This window comes from Deinococcus sp. JMULE3 (assembly GCF_013337115.1).
Lineage (GTDB): Bacteria > Deinococcota > Deinococci > Deinococcales > Deinococcaceae > Deinococcus.
The window spans coordinates 184,395-208,912 of the sequence record NZ_SGWE01000001.1 but is presented as its reverse complement, the minus strand read 5'-3'; the positions used below and the strand labels follow the sequence as shown (position 1 = coordinate 208,912).

Annotated in this window: 16 protein-coding genes; 9 read left to right on the top strand and 7 right to left on the bottom strand. The window is 72.3% G+C overall.

Annotation, left to right across the window (positions count from 1 at the left end; all coding sequences use genetic code 11):
* Nucleotide 1 precedes the first annotated feature (1 nt).
* Nucleotides 2-2,836: an EAL domain-containing protein gene (locus EXW95_RS00830; RefSeq protein ID WP_174365925.1), complete on the bottom strand. Its 2,835-nt coding sequence runs from the start codon at nt 2,834-2,836 to the stop codon at nt 2-4.
* Between the two features lie 273 nt (nt 2,837-3,109).
* Between EXW95_RS00830 and EXW95_RS00825 the strand changes: the two genes are divergently transcribed.
* Nucleotides 3,110-5,203 carry a molybdopterin-dependent oxidoreductase gene (locus EXW95_RS00825; protein ID WP_174365924.1) on the top strand — a complete coding sequence of 698 codons (2,094 nt, stop codon included), beginning with the start codon at nt 3,110-3,112 and terminating at the stop codon, nt 5,201-5,203.
* A 68-nt stretch (nt 5,204-5,271) separates the two neighbouring features.
* On the opposite strand, the gene EXW95_RS00820 is transcribed toward EXW95_RS00825, so the two are convergent.
* Both EXW95_RS00820 and EXW95_RS00815 read right to left on the bottom strand, forming a co-directional pair.
* Nucleotides 5,272-6,090 (bottom strand): sensor domain-containing diguanylate cyclase, encoded by an 819-nt coding sequence (locus EXW95_RS00820; RefSeq protein ID WP_174365923.1) that lies wholly within the window; start codon nt 6,088-6,090, stop codon nt 5,272-5,274.
* Nucleotides 6,087-7,703 carry a PAS domain-containing protein gene (locus EXW95_RS00815; protein ID WP_174365922.1) on the bottom strand — a complete coding sequence of 539 codons (1,617 nt, stop codon included), beginning with the start codon at nt 7,701-7,703 and terminating at the stop codon, nt 6,087-6,089. Before EXW95_RS00815 ends, EXW95_RS00820 begins: the two co-directional genes overlap by 4 nt.
* Before the next feature lie 118 nt (nt 7,704-7,821).
* On the opposite strand from EXW95_RS00815, the gene EXW95_RS00810 reads away from it, so the two are divergent.
* The gene (locus EXW95_RS00810) at nt 7,822-9,126 is read left to right on the top strand and encodes a hypothetical protein (protein WP_174365921.1); all 1,305 of its coding nucleotides are present in this window, start codon (nt 7,822-7,824) and stop codon (nt 9,124-9,126) included.
* Between the two features lie 27 nt (nt 9,127-9,153).
* Here EXW95_RS00810 and rocD read toward each other — a convergent pair whose 3' ends face one another.
* Nucleotides 9,154-10,353 (bottom strand): ornithine--oxo-acid transaminase, encoded by a 1,200-nt coding sequence (gene rocD / locus EXW95_RS00805; protein ID WP_217449120.1) that lies wholly within the window; start codon nt 10,351-10,353, stop codon nt 9,154-9,156.
* A gap of 269 nt (nt 10,354-10,622) precedes the next feature.
* Here rocD and EXW95_RS21220 point away from each other — a divergent pair, with 269 nt between their 5' ends.
* Together EXW95_RS21220 and EXW95_RS20415 are read left to right on the top strand one after the other, a co-directional pair.
* Nucleotides 10,623-12,902, top strand: a complete 2,280-nt coding sequence (locus EXW95_RS21220) for a sensor domain-containing diguanylate cyclase (RefSeq protein ID WP_174365920.1) — start codon at nt 10,623-10,625, stop codon at nt 12,900-12,902.
* Between the two features lie 308 nt (nt 12,903-13,210).
* A complete protein-coding gene (locus EXW95_RS20415) occupies nt 13,211-14,596 on the top strand; it encodes an endo alpha-1,4 polygalactosaminidase (RefSeq protein WP_254605371.1) in 1,386 nt (461 codons plus the stop codon).
* Between the two features lie 66 nt (nt 14,597-14,662).
* Here EXW95_RS20415 and EXW95_RS00790 read toward each other — a convergent pair whose 3' ends face one another.
* Nucleotides 14,663-16,060 (bottom strand): NCS2 family permease, encoded by a 1,398-nt coding sequence (locus EXW95_RS00790; protein ID WP_254605370.1) that lies wholly within the window; start codon nt 16,058-16,060, stop codon nt 14,663-14,665.
* Nucleotides 16,061-16,292: 232 nt separating this feature from the next.
* Between EXW95_RS00790 and EXW95_RS00785 the strand changes: the two genes are divergently transcribed.
* Complete coding sequence (locus EXW95_RS00785; RefSeq protein WP_174365918.1) at nt 16,293-18,548, top strand: PAS domain S-box protein; 2,256 nt, start codon at nt 16,293-16,295, stop codon at nt 18,546-18,548.
* A 327-nt stretch (nt 18,549-18,875) separates the two neighbouring features.
* Here the strand turns inward: EXW95_RS00785 and EXW95_RS00780 are convergent, their stop codons facing one another.
* Nucleotides 18,876-19,094, bottom strand: coding sequence for a hypothetical protein (locus tag EXW95_RS00780; protein ID WP_174365917.1), 219 nt, complete (start codon nt 19,092-19,094; stop codon nt 18,876-18,878).
* A gap of 693 nt (nt 19,095-19,787) precedes the next feature.
* Between EXW95_RS00780 and EXW95_RS00775 the strand changes: the two genes are divergently transcribed.
* The gene (locus EXW95_RS00775; protein ID WP_174365916.1) at nt 19,788-20,030 is read left to right on the top strand and encodes a hypothetical protein; all 243 of its coding nucleotides are present in this window, start codon (nt 19,788-19,790) and stop codon (nt 20,028-20,030) included.
* Between the two features lie 110 nt (nt 20,031-20,140).
* Here EXW95_RS00775 and EXW95_RS00770 read toward each other — a convergent pair whose 3' ends face one another.
* A complete protein-coding gene (locus tag EXW95_RS00770; RefSeq protein WP_371809855.1) occupies nt 20,141-20,569 on the bottom strand; it encodes a response regulator in 429 nt (142 codons plus the stop codon).
* 151 nt (nt 20,570-20,720) lie between these two features.
* Here EXW95_RS00770 and EXW95_RS00765 point away from each other — a divergent pair, with 151 nt between their 5' ends.
* Genes EXW95_RS00765 through EXW95_RS00755 form a run of 3 tightly spaced genes read left to right on the top strand, consistent with a single transcriptional unit; the run spans nt 20,721 to nt 24,463 of the window.
* Nucleotides 20,721-21,263 carry a molybdopterin-dependent oxidoreductase gene (locus EXW95_RS00765; protein WP_174365914.1) on the top strand — a complete coding sequence of 181 codons (543 nt, stop codon included), beginning with the start codon at nt 20,721-20,723 and terminating at the stop codon, nt 21,261-21,263.
* Nucleotides 21,264-21,270: 7 nt separating this feature from the next.
* Nucleotides 21,271-24,117 carry a PAS domain S-box protein gene (locus EXW95_RS00760; RefSeq protein WP_174365913.1) on the top strand — a complete coding sequence of 949 codons (2,847 nt, stop codon included), beginning with the start codon at nt 21,271-21,273 and terminating at the stop codon, nt 24,115-24,117.
* Entirely contained in the window at nt 24,089-24,463 is a 375-nt protein-coding gene (locus EXW95_RS00755) for a response regulator transcription factor (protein WP_174365912.1), read from the top strand. The genes EXW95_RS00760 and EXW95_RS00755 overlap by 29 nt, the downstream gene beginning before the upstream one ends.
* Nucleotides 24,464-24,518: the final 55 nt, after the last annotated feature.

The window sequence follows — 24,518 nt, the reverse complement described above, 5'->3', positions numbered from 1 at the left end:
GTCACTCGCGCAGGATGGGCGCGTCGTGAACCGCGGCGCGCGGCGCGTGGAGCCGCGCGGGCCACACCTGTTCGAAGGCGTCGAAATCAGCGGGTTCCAGCGCGCGGGCGTACAGCCAGCCCTGGCCCAGGTCGCAGCCGGCCTCGCGCAGCGCCCGTTCCTGTTCGGGTGTCTCGACGCCCTCGGCGAGCAGTTCGATGTTCAGTGAGCGGGCCATCAGGACGCTGGCCATGACGATCGCCTGACTTTCCCGCGCGGCCTGGGTGTCCTGACCCAGGTCCCGGACGAACGCCCGGTCGATCTTCAGTTCGTCCACCGGCAGGGACCGCAGGCTGAACAGCGAGGAGTACCCGGTGCCGAAGTCGTCCATGCTGACCCGCACGCCCAGGTCGCGCAGGTCCTGCAGCACCTCGCGCACGCGGGTGGGGTTGTCGATCAGGCCGCTCTCAGTGACTTCCAGGACCAGTCGCTGCGGGCACAGCGAGCTGTCGGTCAGGGCCTGCCGGACGCGGGCGCTGAAGGTCGGGTCGCTCAGCTGGCGGCTGGAGACGTTCACGCTGACGCTCAGGTGCGGGTTGCTGAAGCGGACGGCCTCGTGGCACGCGGCGCGCAGCACCCATTCCCCCAGGCGCGGCATCAGCCCGGCCTGTTCTGCGACCGGGATGAACTGGTCGGGCGTGACCGGCCCGAGGACCGGGTGCGTCCAGCGCAGCAGCGCCTCGGCGCCCACCAGTTGACCGCTGGACAGCTGCACCTGCGGCTGGTACGCCAGCCGGAAGTGCCCGTCGCGCAGGCTCTCGCGCAGCGCGCTTTCCATCGTGACCGCCGGGATGCGGGCCGGGGGGGCCGGGGCGTACACCTGACTGAACTGCTGGGCGCGTTTGGCTTCGTACAGCGCGGCGTCGGCCTGTTGCAGCAGCGTCTGCGCGTCGTGCGCGGTGGCCGGGGCGACACTCCAGCCCAGCGAGCCTTCCAGCAGCATGGGGGTGCCGCGCACCTCGAAGGGCTCGTCGAACAGGGCGCGCAGGTCGTCCCCCACCGCGTCAATCTGGCTGGGGGCGGCCAGCAGCGCGAACTCGTCGCCGCCCATGCGGGCCGGGGTGTCCAGGCCGTGCCGCGCGGCCAGCGCCCTGAGGCGCGCGGCCACCTCGCGCAGCAGCTGATCCCCGACCACGTGCCCGAAACCGTCGTTCAGGAACCGGAAGCGGTCGAGGTCCAGCAGGCCCAGCGCCAGCGCGTCCCCGGCGCGGAGCTTCGCCTCGGCGCACTCGCTCAGGGCCGCGCGGCTGAGCAGCCCGGTCAGCGGGTCGCGGTACGCGAGGCGCTGCAGCCGCGCCTGGTTCAGGTGCTGTTCGAGCAGCATTGCCGTGGACGGTTCCAGCTGCCGTAGCGTCTGCGCGATGGTGGCGGTCCAGGCGTGCGGCGCGTGGTGCGTGGCGATCAGCTCGCCGAGCAGTTGACCGTCCCGGCCGTACAGGGGCGCCTCGATCAGGGCGCGGGCGGCGCCGCGCAGCGGGGCGTGCAGTGGCGCGGCGCTGCGGTTCAGGTCCGGGCAGATCTGCGCCTGCCCGGTCCGCGCCGGGTCGAGGTGCTTCCAGTGGTCCTCGAGCAGGTCCGGGGGGAGGTCCGCGACGGCCCGCCGCACCCCGTCCGGCAGTGGCCCGGCGGTGCGGTGCGGCGTGTCGGCGATCAGCAGGCCCACCTGCCAGCCGACGTCCCAGCAGTCGACGTCCTGAAGCAGCACGTCGAGCGTCTCACCCAGTGGCGCGCCCGACAGGGCCAGGCGGTGGGCGCGCGCCACGCGTTCCTGCTGCACTTCACCCTGGCGCTGCGCGGTGACGTCGCGCAGGCTGATCGCCCAGTGGGTGCAGGTCTCGCCGCTCAGGATGCCGTTGACGTGGACTTCCAGCCACTGCTGCGCGTCGGGCAGGAACAGCGTGTCGCGGTAGGTGCTGCCGACCGGCAGGGTGCTCAGCTGCCGCAGCATCGCCAGGATGTTCACGCTGTTGCCCTCGGCCATCGGCCACTGCGGCATGGGCAGGTCCGGCAGCTGCTCCAGCCCGTGGTGGCGCAGCAGGTCCAGCATGGCGGGGTTGCCGTACACGACCCGCAGGTGGTGCTCGCCGGGGCGGGCGTCGAGAACCAGCAGCGGGTCGACGGAGGTGTCCACCATGGTGCGCAGCAGGCTCATCTGCTCGGTCAGGGTGCGGTCCTGGGTCTGGTCCTCGCCGTAGCCGATCATCAGGCGCAGTTCGCCGTCCGCGCCGAGCAGCGGCAGGTACGTGCGGCGCACGGTGACGGGGCCGGTGGGGGAGAGCAGCGTCTCGGTGAAACTCACCCGTTCGCCCGCGTCGCGCGCCTGCGCGAAGTGCCGCTCGCGGTTCTCGGCGCGCTCCTCGGGGTGGCCGCGCTGCGCGACGTACTCGCGGTCGGTCTGCCCGATGATCGCGCGGCGCACGTCCGGGTTGCGGATGGCCGCCGGGTTCACGTACAGGTAGCGCCCCCGGGCGTCGAGCACGGCGACGTCCAGGGGCAGCGGGTCGAGGAGTGTGCTGGCCAGCAGCTGTTCCGGCAGCAGCAGGGTGAGGTCATGAGCGTCGACCGGTACGGCGCGGCAGTGCAGCTTCCCGCGCGCACCGTGCAGCACCACCAGGCCGGACACCGGCGTGCCGGGGGGCGCGTCCAGCAGGCCCGGCGGGGCGTCCCGGCCCAGCGGCAGGTCGAGGTCCAGCAGTTCGGTCATGGCCGGGGTGGCCGCCAGGACCGTGTGACCGCGCAGCAGCAGGGCGGCCAGCGTGGCGCCAGGGTCCGTGAGGGTGGCCGGCGCGTGGGTCATGGCTCAGTGTGAACCTGTTTGCCTCTCGTGATTCTTGTATGGCTCTCAGGTTAAGACTAGAGCATTTTCACACGAATACTCAGCTGATTTTCATGAGTCTGGACTGCAGCTGCACAGATGTCCATCTGGCGCAGGCCTGACGCGGCCGCGCCGCCCACGACATCTTCATGTGAATCACGCGGCGCGTGCGATACTGCACTCATCTGAACCCGGTCCAAAACACACGGAGGTGCCCCGCATGACCCTCAGCCCCCCACCCCCGCCCGCGACGGCGTGTACCACCGCGCCTGCAACCTCTGCGAGGCCATCTGCGGCCTGCGCATCACCGTGCAGGGTGGCCGCGTCACCGACCTGCGCGGCGACCCCGCCGATCCCCTCTCGCGCGGGCACATCTGCCCCAAGGGCGCCGCCCTGCCTGACCTGCACGCCGACCCGGACCGCCTGAAGACGCCCATGCGCCGCGACGGGGACAGCTGGCACCCCATCGGCTGGGACGACGCGCTGGACCTCGTCGCCCGGCGCCTGCGTGGTGTGCAGGCCGCGCACGGCCCCGACAGCGTCGCCACCTTCCAGGGCAACCCCAGTGTGCACAACAGCGGCACCCTGCTCACCGCCGGGGCGTTCCTGAAAGCCCTGGGTACCCGCAGTCGCTACAGCGCCACCAGCACCGACCAGCTGCCCCACCACTACGCCGCCGCCGAGATGTTCGGCCACCCACTGCTGCTGCCCATTCCCGACGTGGACCGCACCGACTTCCTGCTGATGCTCGGCGCGAACCCGCTGGCCAGCAACGGCAGCATCCTGACCGCGCCCGGCATGCGCGAGCGCCTGCGCGCCATCCGCGAGCGCGGCGGCCGCGTCGTGCTGCTCGACCCGCGCCGCACCGAGAGCGCCGCGCATGCCAGCGAGTACCACCCCATCCGCCCCGGCAGCGACGCCCTGTTCCTGATGGCGCTGCTGCAGGTGATCCTCAGCGAGGGCCTGTCCCGTCCCGGACGACTGGCCGACTTCACCGACGGGCTGGACGACCTGCACACTGTTGCCGCCTCCTACACCCCCGAGGCCGTGCAGGCTGCCACCGGCGTCCCGGCCACCACCACCCGCGACCTGGCCCGCGCGTTCGCCCGCACGCCCCGCGCCGCCGCGTACGGCCGCATCGGCCTGAGCGTCCAGACCTTCGGGGGGCTGTGCCAGTGGCTGCTGAACACCCTGAACCTCGTCACCGGGAACCTCGACCGCGAGGGCGGCGCGATGTTCCCCCGCCCCGCCTTCGACCTGCTCCTGGGCGCCCGCCCCGGCCAGACCCACCACGGCCGCTGGCACTCCCGCGTGCGCGGCCTGCCGGAATTCGACGGGGAACTGCCCAACGCCGCGCTGGCCGAGGAGATCCTCACGCCCGGCGACGGCCAGATCCGCGCGCTGGTGACCGTCGCCGGGAACCCGGTCCTGAGCACCCCCGGCGGGCACGACCTCGACCGGGCCCTGGCGGGCCTGGACTTCATGGTCAGCATCGACCCCTACCTGAACGAGACCACCCGCCACGCCCACGTGATCCTGCCGCCCGCCACCGGCCTGGAAGTCGAGCACTACGACGTGATCTTCCATCACTTCGCCGTGCGCGCCACCGCGCGGGTGAACGAACCCGTCTTCCCGATCAGCGCGGATCAGCGTTTCGATCACCAGATCTTTGCGGGCCTCACGGAACGCCTGAGCGGCAAGACCCTCGCCACGCCCGCCCAGCGCTTGGACGCCGGACTGCGCCACGGCCCGCACGACCTCACGCTCGACGAGGTCCGCGCGCACCCGCACGGCCTGGATCTCGGGCCCATGCAGCCCGTGTTCCCCGCACGTCTCCTGACCGCCAGCGGCCGCATCCAGGCCCTCCCGGACCCCATGCGCCGCGACCTGACGCGCCTGCACGCCACGCTCGGCGCGCCCGTCGCGCCGCTGGTCCTGATCGGGCGGCGCCAGCTGCGCAGCAACAACTCCTGGATGCACAACACGCCCCGCCTGATGCGCGGCCCGGACCGCTGCACCCTGCACCTCAACCCCGCCGACGCGCAGGGCCTCACGGACGGGCAGCTGGCGCAGGTCACGTCCCGCGTCGGCACCGTCACCGTGCCCGTCGAGATCACGGACGCCGTCATGCCCGGCGTCGCCAGCCTCCCACACGGCTTCGGGCACGCCCGGCCCGGCGTGCAGCTCGGCGTCGCCCAGGCCAGCCCCGGCGTCAGCCTGAACGACCTCACCGACCCCCTGCTGCTCGACGAACTCACCGGAAACGCCGTCCTGAACGGCACGCCCATCCGCGTGCAGCCCGCCACGCAGGCAGCAGGCAGTCAGGACGCGGGCAGCGCCGCCGACTGACCGCGCCTGCCAACGGACGGTGTTGAGGACTGCTCGCCGTGCTCCGAGCGAGTCCGTATGCGGGAGGGTCAGGGCAGGTGCACGTCCGGGTCGAACAGCTGCCAGCCGCTGCGGCCCGCGCGCTTGACGCCGTACATGGCGAGGTCGGCGGCCCGGTGCAGGTCCGCGCCGCGTAAGTGCGCGGCGCAGGCCACGCCGACGCTGGCGCTCACCTCCGCGCGGACACCTCCCAGAACCACCGGGTGCGCGACGGCCTGCACGATCCGCCCGGCCAGCGCGCAGGCGTCGTCGGCACTCAGGTCCGGGTGGGCCACGCCGAACTCGTCGCCGCCCAGCCGGGCGAGCAGCGCGCCGGTCGGGACCTCGCGGCGCAGTCGCGCGGCGATCTCGCGCAGTAACTCGTCACCGACGTGATGTCCGTGCGTGTCGTTCACGGCCTTGAAGTGATCCACGTCGATCAGGAGCGCGGCCGCGCCGGGCCCGCGCTGCTCCTGCGCGGCCCGCTGGAAGGCCCGGCGGTTGCCCAGGCCGGTCAGGTCGTCCTGGAAGGCCTGCGCGGTCAGCTGCTGCCGGAGCGTGAACGACTCGCTGACGTCACTGAACGACGCGACGACGCCGCTGCGGTCCTCCAGGGGCGTCGCGTTGATCGAGAACCAGCGCCGCTGCCCGTCCCGGCTGGTGCGGGCCAGGATCACCTGCCGTACGGGCCGCCCGCTACGCAGCGCGATCATCGCCGGGTACTGGTCCACGGGGAGCCGTTCGCCCCGTTCGTTCTCCAGCGCCCACACCGGGTCGTTCAGGTGCGGGAGCGGCTGGCCGGGCCGCAGGTCCAGCAGGTCGTGCGCGGCGCGGTTGGCGTCGAGCACCTGGCCCGACACGTCGATCATGACCACGCCCTCCTCGAGGGCGGAGACGATCGAGCGGGCCTGCGCCTCGCTGCGGTGCAGGGCGCCCCGTAACTGCGCGCTGTGCACGATGGACGCCAGGTGCGGTTGCAGCCAGCGCAGGTGCTCCAGCACTGTCGGGTCCACCTGCGCGGGGGGGACGTCCAGCAGCGCCGCCGCGATGGGCTGTTCGTGATGGTGGAACGGGGCGAGCAGCGCCGCCCGCTGCGGTTCATGTGGGGCGCGCAGCCAGCGGGGGCCGGGTCGGGGTCCGGCAGGACCAATCCATGCAGATGCTCGTGCAGGTGACTGGCCGCGCCGCGCGTGGCGAGCGTGCGGCCCGCGCCGCCCACCTCGAACAGCAGCGCGCCGGTCGCGCCGGTCACGCGGGACAGTTCGTCCAGCACCGCCCCGAAGGTCGGACCGGCCGGGCCGCCCTGCGCGGCCAGCGTCAGGAACCGTTCCGCCGGGGCGGCCCACCCGGCGGCCCAGACGTCCTCGGTGACGTCCTGAATGGACCCTGCCCAGCCCTGCGCGGCGCCGCGTTCCTCCGGGACGGGCAGCGCGACCGCCGTCACGTACCGGTACTGCCCGTCGATGCGGCGCATCCGGCCGCGCAGCTCGAAGGGTTCCGCGCCGCGGATGCCGCGCGCGATGTCCGCCTCCAGCCGGGGGCGGTCGTCCGGGTGAATGACGCTCATGAAACCCCGCCCGGCGTACTCGGCGTACGTCTGGCCGGTCAGCGCCTGCCAGTTCGGGCTGTCGCCCTGAATCTCGAAGTTCCGGTCGAGTTCCCACAGCGCGGCGTGCGTGCTTTCCAGCAGCGTACGGTACCGCAGCTGCGTGCGGTTGATGTCGTCGAAGTGCGCGGCGCGGTCCAGCGCGGCGGCGCAGGCGTCCAGCGCCTCCTGAGCGTTCTCCAGACCGCCCGGCGCGGGCATGAACAGCAGCAGGGTGCCCAGCGGGCGGTCCGGGCTGCGCAGCGGCAGGCTCAGCACCTCGCGGGTCCCGGCGGGCAGCGGCAGGGGCCACTCGCCAGGGGGGTGGGCGCAGGCCTGTCCGCGGCGGAAGGTGTCGGTGAGCACGTCGCGTGAGCCCACGGGCCGCGTCCCGATCAATTCCGGGATGTCCGGTCCGGGCTGCAGGACGCGCAGGGCCGCGCTGACCGGGTCGAACAGCGCCAGCTGCGCCCCGAGTGCCTGCCAGTGCGGGTGGGTGAGGATCACCTGCGTGACCTCGTCGAGCCGCTGCGCCTCGTTGAGCGCCTCGGGCAGGGACCGCGCCCGGTCGCGGCGGGCAGGGGAGGGCGGACCCTGCAGTTCCAGGCCGTCGGGCCGCCGGTGGACCCGCACGCCCCGGCAGCCGTGGCAGGTCGGGCCGGACGGCACGCCGGGCGTCAGCAGGGAACGCAGGGCGCAGCCGGCAGGCAGCAGGTCGCGCAGGTTCAGTCCGTCGCGCGGCTGAGCCGGGCCGGGCGGGTCCAGGTCGGTTTCAGCCGGGTCGGGCAGGTCCAGCCAGCGCCGCGCCGCCTCGTTGGCGTACAGCACCGCGCCGGACCCGCTGACGGTCAGGTACCCGTCGAACATCAGTTCAGGGGCGCAGCGGTCGGTGGGCATGGATCTCCTGATGCCACCAGTGTATGCCCTCCGCCGGACCGGACCCCTTGAGTCAGCGGGGGACATCGGGGGCAGGACGCGCCCGCCTGGAGGTCCGGGGCGTGCTTGAATACCTCGCATGACCCCCGGCCTCCGCCTGTGTGCGCTGCTCGCGGCGCTGCTGCTGGGCGGCTGCGCGCGGGACCTCGCGGACGCCCAGACGCAGGTGGGGTCGCTGAGGACCGGGGCGGGCCTGCTGACCTGGCAGCCGGACCAGGGTGGCCCGCGTGAGATGGAACCCTCGACCCGCGAGGCCCTCACCGACAGCCTGCTGCGCGGCGAGCGGGAACTGGCGTTCGCGGTCAGCAGCGCCCAGCACGAGGGCCTGCGCGACCTGTTCACCGAGGCCGCCCTGGCCGACGCGCGGGCCGTGGCGGGCTCGGGCACGCCACCCAGCTCCTGGGCGCACCGCGTGACGCTGCACTTCTACGCCCCGGACGGCGCGACCGTCAGCCTGTCGGACACGTTCTGGTACGTCATCCCGGACCCCGGCGGGGCGGCCCTGCGCGCCGCGCGCCGCACGCAGGACGTGGTCGCGCAGCTCGACGACGGCAACTGGCGCGTACACCACTGGCGGGTGCTGCGCGACGACCCGCTGCCCGACCCGGACCCGCCCGGCCCGGCCCCCCGGACGCGCGGGGTGCAGCTGGGCCCGCCGGACCTGGACTGGACGGCGCGCAGCGCCGACGACTGGCGGCGCGACGTGCGGGCCGTGCGGGACCTGGGCCTGGACACCCTGATCCTCCCGCTGGACCTGCGGCCCGGCGCGCCCGAAACGGCCCGCACCGCGCAGGCGCTGGCCCTGGCCGGGCAGGAAGCCCGCGCGCAGGGCGTGCAGCTGCTGCTGGGCGCGTCGCTCGACGCCCTGACGCCCCGCGCGCTGCGCGCCCTGCACGGCGCGCTGGGTCCCGGCGAGCGTCCCCCCGGACTGGCCGGGGTGCTGCTGCGCCCCGACCGCGCGCCGGACGGGCCGGTCGTGACGCTGTGGCGGCAGACCCTGCAGGCGCGGTTCGGGCGGCTGCCGCTGGGCACGGACCGCGCGAACCCGGCGGCGGATTTCAGTGCCGGGGACACCGTGACGTTCCGCGCGCGCCGCTGGCCCCTGGGGCTGCTGCACGCGCCGCGCCGCGAGTGGCAGCTGCGCGCGTTCATGCGCGCCCACCCGCAGGGCAGCGTGCAGGTGGGGCAGCTGTACGGCGCGGGCGGCCTGCTCACGCCCGACGGGTCGTTCACGCCGCTGGCCCGCGCGCTGACCCGCGCGCAGGGCCCCGGCGCCGTGGCCTTCGTGTGGGGCTGGACGCTGGACCTGTGGCCGCTGCTGGCCGCCGCCGCGCTGCTGGGCCTGTGGCGCGCCCGGCGCAGGCGGACGGGCAGGCGGCCCTGAAGCTGCCTGCCCGTCCGCCTCAGGGGCTCAGCGCAGGACCTGCTCGATGCGGTCCAGTGCCCAGTCGAGGTCCTCGCGGCTGGTGACCAGCGGCGGCGCGAGGCGCATGGTCGTCTCGTGCGTTTCCTTGCACAGCACGCCCAGGTCGCGCAGCGCCTCGCAGAAGGGGCGGGCGGGCACGTGGAGGTCCACGCCGATCAGCAGGCCCCGCCCGCGGATCTCGCGCACGTGGGGGCTGTTCATGGCTTCCAGGCGCCCGCGCAGGTACGCGCCGAGTTCACGGGCACGCGCCGGGAGGTCCTCGTCCTCGATGACCTGCAGGCTGGCCTGCGCCACGGCGGCCGCCAGGGGGTTCCCGCCGAAGGTGCTGCCGTGGTCGCCGGGGCGGAAGAGGTCCATCACCTCGCGGCTGGACAGCACGGCGCTGACCGGGTACACGCCGGCGCCGAGCGCCTTGCCGAGGATCACCACGTCGGGTTTCACGCCCTCGTGGTCGCAGGCGAGCCAGTGGCCGGTGCGGCCCAGGCCGGTCTGGATCTCGTCGGCGATCATCAGGACGCCGTGCCGGTCGCAGACCTCGCGCAGGGCGCGCAGGAAGCCCTCGGGGGGCGTGATGACCCCGGCCTCACCCTGGATGGGTTCGAACAGCACCCCGGCGGTGTTGGGTGTGATGGCCGCCTCGATGGCCGCCACGTCGCCGTAGGGGACGCTGACGAAGCCCGGCGTGAACGGCCCGAAGCCCTCGCGGTACTGCGCCTCGCTGCTGAACGACACCAGGGTGGTCGTGCGGCCGTGGAAGTTGCCGTTCATGACGATCAGTTCCGCCTGGTTTTCCGGGACGTTCCGGGCGCGGTACGCCCACTTGCGGGCCAGTTTGATCGCGGTTTCCACGGCCTCGGCGCCGGTGTTCATGGGGATGACGGCCTCGAAGTCCAGGACGCGCGTGACGGTCTCGTAGAACTCCGCGAGGCGGTCGTTGCGGAACGCGCGGGAGGTCAGCGTGACCTGCTGCGCCTGCCCGGTCAGCGCGCCGATGACGCGCGGGTGGCAGTGGCCCTGGTTCACGGCGCTGTACGCCGAGAGGCAGTCGAGGTACCGGCGGCCCTGCGTGTCCCACACCCACGCGCCCTGCGCGCGGTGGATGACGACGTCCAGAGGCTTGTAGTTGTGCGCCCCGAGGCGGTCCTCGCGGCGGATCAGGTCGGCAGGGTTCAGGGTCATGGTCATGGGTGCTCCGGGTGGCGCTGGGCCGTTGGGGGGACGTGACCTGCGCGGGGCAGGCGGGGGATAGGATCACTCTAGACAGGAGTCTGGCTGATCACCAGAGCCAGTATTGAATGGAAATGACCAGCCAGAATCGTGTCGTCAGCAGGGGGCGGGGCGCGCCCGGATCAATCACCACCGTCTGACAGTGGGCGCCCCGGTGGGACATGAAGGCCGCGCGTGGGGCGGTCCACATCCCCGCCCGGACACGCCGCGCGTACCATGAGGGTCGTGTGATCCTCCCGTCCCGTCTCCCTGACCCCCGGCTGGACGCCTGCCTCCGGTACGGCGTGACGGACCCCGGCGCCTCGCCGGACCTGGACGGCGTGTGCCGCCTCGTGGCGGGCGCGCTACACCTCGAGCACGTGGCGGTCGTGCTGAGCGCCGCCGGGCGCGGCTGGGTGCAGGCCGCGGTCGGCTGGAGTCCGCGCGACCTCGGGCCGGTCGCGGCCGAGCGGCGCGACCTGACCCCGGACCCCCTCTGGCCCGCGGGCGCCCCGCTGCGGCGGCCGGATCTGGACGCCCTGCTCGGTCCTGACGCCTGGGGCGCCGTGAGTGCCGCGCCGCTGATCACGCCCGGCGGCACCCCCCTGGGCGTGCTGGTCGCCGCGTCCAGGACGCCGCGCGACTGGGCGGGTGTCCCGGAGCGGCTCACGGACGGCGCCGCGCTGATCATCGCGCTGCTGGAGGGCTGCGCGGCCTCTGTCGGGCGCGAGCAGGACCGGCAGGAGCACGCGGCGCTCGCCCGGCGCCTGGACCGCGCGATCCTCACCGCGCGGACCTTCCAGTCCATCGCGGACCTCACGGCCCTCCCGCTGGACGAGGACGACGGCCTGCGCGGCGCGGCGCGGCTGACCGCCCAGCTGATCGGCGTGGACTGGGCCGGGGTGCAGTTCACGCCCGGCGACGCCCCGCAGGGCGTGGACCCCTGGGCGGGTGCGGACCCCGTGCCCCTGACGCTGCCGCCCGGCGCGGGCGCCGACCCGGTCGTGATCCTCGACGCCGGGGAGGGCTGGACACTGCCCGGCGGTGAGCCGGCGGCTGTGGCGTGCGCAGACGTGCCGGGCGGCGCGGCGCGCCTGGCGTTCGTGCGGCGCGGCCCGGCGGCCCGCTGGACCGCGCCGGACCGGCAGGTGCTGCGCGACCTGGTGTGGGCGCTGCGGCACCTGCTGTCCTTCGCCGCGCAGCGCAGCGCCCTGCGGGGCCTGGAGGACCAGTTGCAGTTCGCGCTGCGCAGCATTCCCATGATCCTGTGGGTCACGGACGCGCGCGGCGCGCTGGTCGTCGCGGAGGGCAGCGCGCTCCGGGGGGTGCCGCTGCGCCGGGAGCAGGTGCTGGGGCACACCATCGCCGAGGTGCTGGGCGACACCCTGACCTTCTCGGGCGAGCCGGAGGACCGGGGCGGCGGGCCGGAGCGGCGCCAGCAGGTGACGCTGGCCGGACGGGTGTACGACACGCACCGCGTGCCGCTGCCGCGTGGGGGCGGCACGCTGGGCGTGGCCTTCGACGTGACCGAACTGGTCGAGTCGCGCGCCCAGGCGCTGCAGGCGCAGCGGCACGCCGAGACGCTGCTGGAACTCACGCAGGTGATGGGCCTGTCGGGCAGCCTGCCGGACGTGGTCACGCAGGCGCTGGAGGTGCTGCTGCGCGCCCTGCCGGGCAGCTGGCTGGTCCTGTGGACCCGCGAGGACGCGCGGCTCCGTCCGCTGGTGTCGCGCGGCGAGCAGCCCGAGGCGATCGCGCAGTGGCAGCGGCAGGGTGTGGCCCTGAGCGACACCTATGCGCGGCAGCTGCTCGCGGGCGAGACGGTGCAGCTCGACCCGGTGGACGTGCCGCCTGGGCTGCGGGACCTCGGGCTGCACGGCGCGCTGCTGCTGCCCGTTCATGGCGGCGACACCCTGACGGTGCTGGGCGCGTACCGCCGCGAGCCGCTGGCGTGGTCGCCGTTCGAGCGGCGGCTGCTGAGCGTCGCGGCGCGGGTGGTGCAGGTCAGCCTGGAGCGGCGCGACATCCTGGCCGAGCTGAGCAGCGCGGCCGTGACCGACCCGCTGACCGGGCTGGGCAACCGCCGCGCCTTCGAGGCGGACCTGCGCGCCGCCCTGGACCGTGGGCCGCTGACCCTGGTGACGCTGGACGTGGACGGCCTGAAGCAGGTGAACGACACCGAGGGCCACGCGCGGGGCGACGAGCTGCTGCGCGCGGTGGCGCGAATCCTCGGGGACGTGCTGGGGCACGGTGAGGGCAGTGTGGACCGGGCGTACCGGGTGGGCGGCGACGAGTTCTGCCTGCTGCTGACCGGCCCGGCGCGGGAGGTGCCCGCGCTGGAGGTGGCCCTGCGTGACCTGCCGGCCCTGGGGTTCCCGCAGGCCGGGGCGAGTGCCGGGGTGGCCCGCGCGCCGCTGGACGGGCAGCACCCGGAGGTGTTGTGGCAGGTGGCCGACGAGCGGATGTATGTCGAAAAGGCCCGGCGGCGGCGACGGTACCGTCCCCGATCGGACGACACGGGGGGCTGACAGGTTCATATGAGTGCTGCCTTTACCTTTTCTTCATCGTTATTTCTCATCTGACCAGCGCGTCACGCTGGCGGCTGGGCAGGCTGCCCGTCCCGACTGTGGTGGTCCTCAGAAACAGCGCTTCCACGTCCTGACGCTGCCCTGGTGCAGGGCGGCGCTCATGTGACCTGCTGAACAGATACGCGGCCCGCGTGTCCGTGTGCCCCACTTCGGGCCTGTTCTCAGAAAAGGCGAATACGGGGATTTTTTCACGCTGCCAGACGATTTTCCCACAAGCTGAACGGCGGGTCATCAGTAGCCTGCGGGCCATGAAAGCCGCCCCCCTGAGTGCCGCCCTGACCACCCTCCTCCTCCTGGCTGCCTGCGGACAGACCCCCTCCGCCCCCACCACGGCCAAGGCCCCCAGCACCCAGGTCCCCAGCACCCAGGCCCCCGCCACCTCGATTGAGGCCGAGCGCGGCCAGCTGGACACCGAGCAGCTGCAGGGCCAGGCCGCCATCGACCCCCGCACCGGCAGCGGCGTGCTGATCAACGACGCGACCGCCAGCGGCGGGCAGGCCGTGAAACTCAGCGCCACCGGCAGCGCCGTGCGCTTCCCGATGCCCACCGGCACCACCGGCAGCTACGCCGTCACCCTGCGTGCCCGTGGCGTCAGCTCCGGCGGCGTCGCCCCCAGCGTGTCCCTGCGCGTCAACGGCACCGAGAAGGCCCGCGTGTCCCTGACCAGCACCAGCTACGCCAGCGTGTCCCTCGGCACCCAGGCCCTCCAGGCGGGCGACACCGTCCGCGTCGTCATGCTCAACGGCGACAGCACCGGCACACGCGCCGCCGTCATCGACTACCTGGACATCACGTCGGCCACGCCCGTCGCCACCCAGCCCGCACCGGCTCCTGCGCCCACCCCGACGCCGACTCCCACGCCCACCACGGGAATCAAGCTGCCCCCCACCGGCCTGATGGGCTGGGACTGGCAGATCGGCGCGAGCAGCGACAGCGCCGTCAGCGTCCCCGCAGGCGCGAAACTCATCGACCTGGACGGCTTCAACACCAGCGCCGCCAAGGTCGCGGAACTCAAGAGCAAGGGCTACTACACCGTCTGCTACATCAACGCCGGCAGCTGGGAATCCTACCGCCCCGACGCCGCCAAGTACCCCGACTACCTGAAGATCCAGCAGGACCCCGACTGGGCCGGCGAGTACTTCCTCGACGTCACCGACGTCTTCAAGAGCGGCTCGGCCCTCGCGCCGATCCTGCAGGCCCGCTTCAAGATGTGCAAGGACAAGGGCTTCGACGCGCTGGAACCCGACAACCTCCAGAACGACGAGAACGTCAGCGGCGGCAAGATCACCACGCAGCAGCAGATCGACTTCAACGGCTGGGTCGCCGACCAGGCCCACGCCGCCGGACTGGCCGTGTTCCAGAAGAACGGCCCGGACAAGATCCTCCTGAAAGACCGCACCGGCAAGATGATGGTCGAGAAGTTCGACGGCATCCTGAACGAGGAATGCCAGCAGTACAGCGAGTGCGGCCCCCTGGCCGAGTACACCAAGCGCGGCAAGCTCGCCCTGAACGTCGAATATTCCACGACCCTGAACTGCGCGACGTACACCTCGCTGGGCGTCAGCGCCATGAAACGCGACCTGGGCCTCGTCAGCCCCAGCATGAGCGGCTACAAGCGCCAGAGCTGCAACTGATCTCCGTCCTCACGTAAAGGCCGCCCGCCCCAGCCATCTGGGAGCGGGCGGCCTTCTCGCGCGGCGTTACTCGCCGCCGAGGAACGCGTAGCGGGCGAGCAGCAGCGCCGCCACGCCGTACAGGATCGGGCTGACCTGCCGCGCGCGCCCCGCGAGGATCTTCACGGCGCAGTACGTGATCACGCCGAAGCTGACGCCGTTGGCGATGCTGAACGTCAGCGGCATGGCGATGATCGTCAGGAACGCCGGGAGGCTCTCGCTCAGGTCGTCCCAGTCGATGTGGCGCACGCCGTCCATCATCAGGGCGCCCACCAGGATCAGCGCGGGGGCGGTGGCGGCCGCCGGGATCGCCGCCGCGAGCGGCCACAGGAACATGCTCAGCAGGAACAGCACGCCGACCGTCACGGCGGTCAGGCCGGTGCGGCCGCCCTCGCCGATGCCGCTGGCACTCTCCACGTACGCGGTCGTGGTGCTCGTGCCCATGAACGCCCCGAACATCGCCGCGAGGCCGTCCATGGCAAACGTTCGCCGCGCGCGGGGCATGTCACCCTTCTCGTCCAGGTACCCGCTCTTCTGCGCCAGTCCGGTCAGGGTGCCGGTCGCGTCGAAGAAATCCACGAAGAAGAACGTGAACACCACGCTCAGCAGGCCCAGGCCCAGCGCGCCCGCGAGGTCCAGCTGCCCGACCAGACTGCCGGGCCACACCGGCGCGTCGATGATGCCCAGCACCCGCCCGCCGAACCCTGGGAAGGCCTGCAGCGCGCCGTCCGGGCCGCCCGCGAACACCGGCAGACGCAGCAGGATCGCGGCGGCGCTGGTCAGCAGGATGCCCCACAGGACCGCGCCCTTGACCCGACGGACCATCAGGGCGGCCGTGACGATCAGTCCCGTGATCGTCAGCAGCGCGCCTGGCGAGGTCAGCGACCCCAGCCCGACGATCGTGGCGGGGTTCGTGACCACGACGCCCGCGCTGCGCAGCCCCAGGAACGCCAGGAACGCGCCGATCCCGCCGGTGATCGCGAACTTCAGTCCCAGCGGGATGGCCCGCACGATCGCCTGCCGCGCGCCCAGCACGCTGAGCAGCACGAACAGCGCGCCCGAGATGAACACGGCGCCCAGCGCCGTCTGCCACGGCACGCCCATGCCCTGCACGACCGTGAACGCGAAGAAGGCGTTCAGGCCCATGCCGGGCGCCTGCGCGAACGGGTAGCGGGCCACCAGGCCCATGGCGAGCGACCCGAAGGCCGCCGCGAGCGCCGTGGTCATCAGCAGCTGCACGAACGCGTTCGGGACGGGAATCGCGCCGGACAGCAGCTGCGGGTTCACGAACAGGATGTAACTCATGGTCAGGAACGTGGTCACGCCGGCGCGGACCTCCTGCGGGACGCTGGTGCCGTGCGCGCTCAGGCCGAAGTACCGGTCGATGGCGGACCGGTCGGTGGGGGGTGGGGTCGTCTGCGTCAAGGTGGGGCCTCCTGGGACCGCCGGGCTGCGGCGGAAAAACACCATTAGATCACCTGCGGGCTCTGAGTTCACGTCCCGGCGCAGGCCCCGCCCGGGCGTGTCTCCCCGGCGGGTGACAGTTCACGCGCCCCCCCGCCGGGCGCCCTCCGGTGGGGGTGGTGGGGGGTGTGGGGAATTCTGCCGCGCGGGGCTCCGGGGCGGGTCATACTGAACGGGTGTTCAGGAACCGCCCATGACTGACTCGATCACGGAAGCGGCCCGCGCCGTCGCGCTGGGGCTCCTGACGCACTTCCAGCGGCAGGCGGACCAGGGCCTGATCGTGCTGGACGAACACCTGCACGTCTCGGACGTCACCGAGAGCCTGGAATCCCGCCTGAGTCCCGAGACCGAGGTGCGCGGACAGCCGCTGCTGACCCTGATCCACCCGGACGACCAGATGGCCGTGCCGGACGACCTGCTCATCCGGCTGCACTCCGGTCAGGACGCGCACCTGGAGGTCCGGCTGAACACGCGCGGCGTGCCGGTGTGGTGCGAACTGGACTTCCTGCCGGTCACGCCCCCGCAGCCCGGCGTGTGGGCGCTGGCGATCGTGCGCGACATCAGCCCCCGCAAGGCCACCGAGCAGCACGCGCGGACCCTGGAAGCCCGCCGCGACGCGCTGATGGAGGTCGCACTGGACGCGATCATCAGTATCGACCGCCACGGGCGGGTCGTGGCGTGGAACCCGGCCGCCACGCGCATCTTCGGGTACTCCCTGAAGGAGGTGCTGGGGCAGCAGCTGTCCTCCCTGATCATCCCCCACGCCGACCGGGACGCTCACCAGCGCGGCATGGCCCGCCACCAGCAGACCGGTGAGACCCGCGTGGCCGGGCGACGCGTGCAGGTCAACGCGCTGCACAAGGACGGTCATTCCTTCCCGGTGGAACTGATGATGAAACCCGTCCAGATCGACGGGCAGCAGTACTACACCGCGTTCATCCACGACCTCACCGAGCACTTCGAGGCGCAGCGCAAATTGCGCGAGCAGGCGCTGCACCTGAACCTGATGCACGAGCAGCTGCCGACCCTGTCCTGGACGACCGACCCGGATCTGAACGTCCGGATGGTCAGCGGGCAGACCCTGCAGCGCCTGCGTCTCGACCCGCGCCGACTGGTCGGCCGGCACGTCACGGCCCTGCTCGAGGGCGGACGCGAGCAGGACGTCGTCGGCGCGCACCTGAGCGCCCTGGCCGGACAGCGCGGACGCTACACCCAGCGGCTGCACGACCGGGTGTTCGAGATTCACGTCTCACCGCTGCACGACACGCTCGACCGGGTGATCGGAACGGTCGCCCTGGCGCACGACGTGACAGACAGTCACCGCGAGCAGCTCATGGAGACGGCGCGCGCGCAGGTCCTGCGGTCCATCGCCGTGGGCGCCCCGCTGCCCGACACGCTGCGCCTCCTGGCGGAACTGCTCACGCAGCTGCCGGGCGTGATCGCCGCGCAGCTGTTCACCGTCCACGCGGGCCTGCTGCGGATCGAGGCGAGCGTGGGCCTGCCCGACGACCTGCTGCAGCTGTTCACGGCGGACGTGCCGCCTCACGCCCTGCACCCCGCCTGGGTGGACGCGCTCGCCGGGCAGGACCTCACGGTCGCGACGCTGGAACACCCCAGCGCCTGGACACCGTGGCGGGTGGCGCTGGCCGCCAGTGGCCTGCGCTCCTGCTGGCTGTTCCCCGTTCCCGACCGGCAGGGCGAGGCGCCGGGACTGGTCGCGCTGTACCGCGCGGTGCCCGACGCGCCCACCGAACGCCTCAGCGCGGCGGTCGCGCAGGCGGGACAGCTGATGACGGTCGCGCTGGAACAGGACCACCACCTGCAGACGATCCTCACCACCCGCGAGGAGACGCTGCGCACCCTGGGCGTCGCGCTGGAATTCCGCGACTACGAGACCAAGGGCCACACCGACCGCGTCGTGCGCCTCAGCCTGGACCTCGCCCGCCGCCTGGGCCTGAGCGAGCAGCAGCAGGACGACCTGCGCCGCGGCGCGTACCTGCACGACCTGGGCAAGATCGCCATTCCCGACCAGATCCTCCTGAAACCCGGCCCGCTCAGCCCGGACGAGTGGGCGGTCATGCGCCAGCATCCCGTCACCGGCTACGAGATGCTGCGCCACACCCCCGCGCTGGGCGAGGCGTGCCTGCAGATCGTCCTGCACCACCACGAGCACTGGAACGGCGGCGGGTACCCGCACGGCCTGAGCGGCGAGGCGATTCCGCTGCTGGCGCGGGTGTTCGCGGTCGTGGACGCCTTCGACGCCCTGACCAGCGCCCGGCCCTACAAGCAGCCGTGGCCGGAAGACCGCGCGCTGGCGGAACTGCGCAGCATGGCGGGCCGCGTCCTCGATCCGACGCTGGTGGACACCTTCATCGGCATGCGGGAGGAAACACACGCCGGGACACCGGACGCCGCCGCGCCCACCACGGCACCTGACGAGGAACGATAAGGACGCCGAGTGGTACGGGATGACATTGACTTGCTTGCACTGTAGTCGCGTTCCGCTGTCCCCTCTGCCCATGTGGGACTCGCAGTGCTGAGGAGCGAAGCGGCGGAAGGGTGAGGGGTCCACCGGGCGACGCCGATGAACAAGACACTTGAATCCCGTATGAACGGAGTCTACGGCCGCTGGGTCCAAGCGGATGCGACTCGTCGGGCTGCCCCGCAGAGGCGGAGAGAAACGCCCCTCCGGACGTGGCCTTGACGACCCGTTGCCGTTCCGGGTCGTGAACGGACAGCGTTCCTCGGCGGCGGGTTTCTTGAAGAATTCGGTTCGTCAGATCTGGGGTTCGTCCACGCTGAGGTGCAGCAGGTGCCGCGCCACGCCGGGCGGCAGGGGCGGCACCCGTTCGTCAAGGTGCGCCGGGCATCCATCGACGGCCAGGGTGGTGCGCGGCCCGTCGTGCAGGAGGTGCATCCGGACCCGCTGCCCTGGAGCGTAGCGGGTGTCGGTGCTGCGCAGCACCACGCCCGTGGTGGTTCCGTCATGTCGCACGCAGATCGTCATCGTGTTCCCTCCGTGCCCGCCTGGGCGGCCGGGTGTGGCCTGAAGTGCCCGAATACCTGCCCGAACGCCCAGGTGTGCTGCCGGGCCGCGCCGGAATGGTGTTCAGTGTGACAGTCGCTTCATGTGTCGTGACCCGATTCCGGTGAAGACCGGGGGTTCTGGCGGCTCATGGGACCCTCATACGAATTCCGTTTGTTTCGTTAACAACCCGGGACAGCACCGGGTTGCCAACTCCACGTCCGGAGGGGCGTTTCGCTCCTTCTCGCATCCGCCCGGATTGAACGGCTTTATAAGCCGTTCAATCCGAGTCCGTATCACAGGGCGTGGTCCGAGCTGACCCTCACGTCACCTGAAGATTCCCTGGGCGTCTCCTGAAGTTCCGCTCCACGCTCCCTGAACGCTGCTGTCATCAGCGTCCACAGGGCGCCGGGCACACTGTGGGCATGTTGATCTTCGCACTGTCCGCCATCGCGCTGCCCCTGATCGTCCTGCCGGTCCTGTACCCCAACCGCGACCGCACCGAATGAACCGGTCCGGAAGGTTCACCACGAGGCGGGGCACTCAGTCAGGGTGCCCCGCCTCGCTGTGGGCCGGTCCGCGCGTCATTCCCCCCCGCCGACCATCCCCCGGCGTGTGAGGTTTCATATCGTGCAGCACGCCGGCCATGACACACCATGACGTATGCTCGACCTGTCCCCTGACGCGGCTCAGCACCTGCGGAAGGCCGCCCGCATCAACGACTCCGACGCCTACACCCTGCGCGCTCAGGCCGACTCGGCCCCCACCCCTGCCCTGCGTGAGGCGCTGATGGCCCTCGCTGACCGGCACCTGCGTCTCGCCGTGCACCAGCGGCAACTGGCCCGCGCCATGGATGACGCCCGCACCACCGGTCGCCACGGCCCGGAACTGTCCAGAAGCGCCTGAAGCCGCACCCCAACGGGTGGCCGCGCACCGTCGCTGCGCGGCCACCCGTTGGGGGCGTTTCATGGCGGTCCGTGCATGGCCGTGGGCCTCGCCCTCGGGGCAGGCCGGGTTCAGGTCGGGGAACGTTCGGGCCAGCTGGGCGTGCGGCTCTCGCGCCAGAAGGTGACGAAGGCGTCCACCTGTTCCACGAACTTCTGGAAGCTGTTGCTCTTGACCATGTAGGAACTGGCGTGCAGGGTGTAAGCCCGCGCGACGTCGCCCGGCTGCGAGGACGTCGAGAGCATCACGACCGGGATGGACAGCAGCGCCGGGTCGTCCTTGATCGCCTGTAGCACCTCGAAGCCCGACATGACCGGCATGTTCACGTCGAGGATCACGACGTCCGGCACGGGGCCGACGCGCAGGCGCGCCAGGGCTTCCTCGCCGCTGGCGCAGGTGCTGATGGTCAGGCGCTCGCCGTGCTCGGCGAACACCTCCTGGGCGAGCATCAGGTCCGCCGGGTTGTCGTCCACCAGCAGCACGCGGAACGGGCGGCTCACGCGGCACCCCGAGTCGTCGGATTCATCGGGGCCAGTATACGGACTCCTCCGGCCGGTCGGAGCGCATCCTGCCGTTCTGCAAGAAAACTGCATGACCGGACAGGTTACGCTGCGGGTCAATCTCAAGCGGTTCCTGAAGCGGAGGAGTGACATGCGACGTGCCCTTTTGACACCGGCCCTGCTGATCCCAGCCCTGCTGACCCTGAGTGCCTGCGCCCGACCCGCCTCCAGCCTGTACACGACGGTGGAGGCCGACCCGCAGTTGAGCGGTTCAGGCCCGGTCGTCCTGACCGTCGTGAACGCGCAGGGCAGGGAATTCACGTTCACGCGCGCGCAACTGGCCGCGCTGGGCCTGGTGAGCTTCAGCACGCCCGACCCGTCCCGGAAGAACGAGGCGCACGAGTACACCGGGCCGCTGCTGAGCGCCGTGCTGCGTGAGACCGGCATCGCGCCGGCGGCGACGCTGCACCTCGTGGCGCTCGACAAGTACAAGACCGACCTGAAGCTCGCGCCGATCAAGGACGTGCCGGTCATCCTGGCGCTGAAATCCGACGGGCAGCTGCTCGAACCGCGCAACTTCGGACCGGTGTACATGACCTTCCCGTACGGCGGCGTGAAACTCGATCCGAACATCTACAACGCCGCGTGGGTGTGGCAGCTGTACCGGATCGAGGAACGCCCCGGCGGGACCTGAGGGCGCCGTGACCCTGCCCGCGCCGGGCGCGCCCGGCAGGCGGCGCTGGCCGCTGAGTCTGCTGCTGCTGATCGTCGTGCTGATCGTGACGCTGGGGGCGTTCGCGTTCACGTTCGCGCGCCTGAACCGCGTGGCGAGCCTCAGCAGCGTGTCGATCACGGGCTGGGCGTACGCGGAGTTCGTGCGGCAGGCGGCCGAAATGCGCGTGCTGGTGGCACGCGTGCCCGCGCCGGACCCGGCCGAGCTGGAGGTGCCGCTGGCCGTGCTGCAGTCCAAGGCGACCGTCGTGAGTGGCGAGCCGCTGCTCGACCGGATCGACCGCGCGCGGCGCGCGGAACTGCTCGAAGCGGTCGCGGCGGCGCAGGCCCTGACGCTGGCGGACCTGCGCGGGCCTGAGGCCGCGGCGCGACTGGCGGGCATCATGGACCGCGCCCAGGAGGGCTACGCCGGCGCGGTGGACCTGCTGGGCCGGGAACGCAGCGCGATCGCGCGGGACCTGCGCGTGGCCGAGGTGACCCTGGCGGCCCTGGCGGCCCTGCTGGCCCTGACCATCGCGACTGTGATCCTGCAGTTGCAGGCCCGCGCGCGGCGCGACCTGCGCCTGGAGACCGAGCGGCGCGCCGAGTCCGAACGGGCGCGCGGCGTGCTGGAGCGCACCACGCGGGAACTGCTGGCCGCCGAGGGCGCGCTGCAGCGCGAACGGGACTTCGCGGTGCAGGTCATGGAGGCCATGGGCGAGGGCCTGTACGTGACGGGCGCCGACGGGACCTTCGAGTACGTGAACCCGGCCCTGGCGCGCATGGTGGGTCAGCCGCCCGGCGCACTGGTCGGCCACGCGGAGTCGGAGGTGCTGGCGGACGTGATGGGCGTCCCGTCGGCGCCGGGCGGCGCGCGGGTCACGGTGGAGGTCCCGCTGCGCCGCCCGGACGGGGCGAGCATCCCGGCCCTGCTGACGCGGGTCACGCGCGCCGGGGGCGGCGTCACGGCGGTCCTGACGGACCTGAGCGCCCCGAAGATGGCCGAGGCGCGCCTGCGGGAACTGTACGAGGTGACGGCGCGTGGCGCGCCGGACACCGTGGGCGAGCTGCTGGAGGTCGCCGCGCGGACCTTCCGCGCGCCGGGCGCGTTCGTGCGGGGCGGGGTGATCGTCGCGTGCGCCGGGCCGCTGTCCGCGGAGCGGGCGCAGGTGCTCGCGGCGCAGCCGCCGGGCCGCACGCCGGACACCCTGCGCGTGGCGGTGCGTGCCCCGGACGGTCCCGGCACGCTGGTGTTCTGCCGGTCGGGCGGCCCGATCTTCACGGCGGCGGACGAGGACTTCCTGCGCCTGATCGGGCAGTGGCTGGAACAGGACGCCGCGCGGGAGGAGACGGCGCGGCAGCTGCGCCGCAGCGAGGAACTGAACAAGGCCGTGATCCGCTCGTCGCTGGACGCGATCATCACCTGCGACGGGCGCGGCACGGTCACCGAGTTCAATCCGGCGGCCGAGCAGATCTTCGGGCTGGACCGCGCCGCGGCGCTGGGGCAGCCGCTGGACACGCTGATCATCCCTGAGCGGCTGCGCGCCGCGCACGGCCTGAGCCTGCAGCGCCTCTCGGCGGGCGGTCCCGGGCGCATCCTGGGGCAGCGACTGGAACTGCCCGCCGTGCGCCGGGACGGGCAGGAATTCCCGGTGGAACTGTCGGTGGTGCGCCTGCCGACGGTCACGCCCGAGTACGCGGGGTTCGTCCGGGACATCACGGACCGGCGCGCGGCGGAGGCGCGGCTGCAGCACCGCACCACGCAGCTGGACTCGGTGTTCAACGTCAGCCCCGACGGGTTCGTGACCTTCGGCGATCAGGGGCAGGTGGTGGAGGTCAACCCGGCGTTCCTGGCGCTGACCGGGACCACCCGTGAGGAACTGCTCGGGCTGAGTGAAGCGCAGTTTGAGCGGGTGCTGCGCAGCCGCTGCGAGGTCGCGCGCCCGGCGGGCCGCCCGCCGCCCGGGGTGGACGTGCTGCAGGTGGTGCGCCCGGCCCGGCGGGTGCTGAAACGCACGCGGCGGGCCATGGACGCCGGGGACGGCGTGGTGCTCGGGCACGTCATGTACTTCCGGGACATCACGCACGAGGCCGAGATCAGCAACATGAAGAGTGAATTCATGTCCACTGCCGCGCATGAACTGCGCACGCCCATGACGTCCATCTACGGCTTCACGGAACTGCTCCTGACCCGCGACCTGGACGCGGAGACCACCCGCGACCTGCTGGAGACCATCTACCGGCAGGCGGGGCGGTTGATCCTGCTGCTGACCGAGCTGCTCGATCTCGCGCGGATCGAGGCGCGCGCCGGGCAGGACTTCCGGATTGTGCACGAGGCGGTCCGGCCCCTGATCGAGACGACCGTGCAGGCCTTCACGCCGCCGCACGAGCGTCCGCGCGTGCGGGTGCAGGTCGCGCCGAACCTGCCGCTGCTGCCGGTGGACGCCGCGAAGTTCAGTCAGGCGCTCGGGAACGTGCTGTCCAACGCGTTCAAGTACTCCCCGCAGGGCGGGGAGGTGCTCGTGCACGCGTGGATGGACCCGCTGCACCCGCTGCTGCACGTCTCGGTGACGGACCAGGGGCTCGGCATGACGCCCGAGCAGCTGCACCGCGCGTTCGAGCGCTTCTACCGCGCCGAGAGTTCCGGCAGCATCCCCGGCACGGGCCTGGGCCTGAGCCTCGTGCAGGAGATCATGCACTGCCACGGCGGACGTGCCACGCTGAGCAGCGAGCCGGGTCAGGGCAGCGTCGTGACCCTGACCTTCCCCGTCAGCCCCGCCTCACAGCAGAGTGCCCCACAGGAGAGCCATGCCCAAGAAGATCCTGATCGTGGATGACCACGCCGACCTGCGCAAACTGATCCGCCTGACCCTGCTCGGCCCGGACTACAGGCTGCAGGAGGCCGCGAGCGGCGACGAGGCGCTGGAACGCGCGCGGGAGTGGCGGCCGGACCTGCTGATCCTGGACGTCATGATGCCCGGCACCCTGAACGGCTTTCAGGTGTGCGAGACGCTGAAGGCCGACCCTGACCTGCGCGGCGTGGCCGTGATGCTCGTCACGGCCCGCGCGCAGCAGAGCGACCTGCAGGAGGGTGAGGCGGTGGGCGCCGACGCGTACCTCGTCAAGCCGTTCAGTCCGATGGAACTGCTCGAACGGGTGGGGACGCTGCTGGGCCGGGCCTGAGCGGCGCGGCCGGGGCGGGACGCTGCGGTGATATCGGCCGCCGTGATGTGGCGTA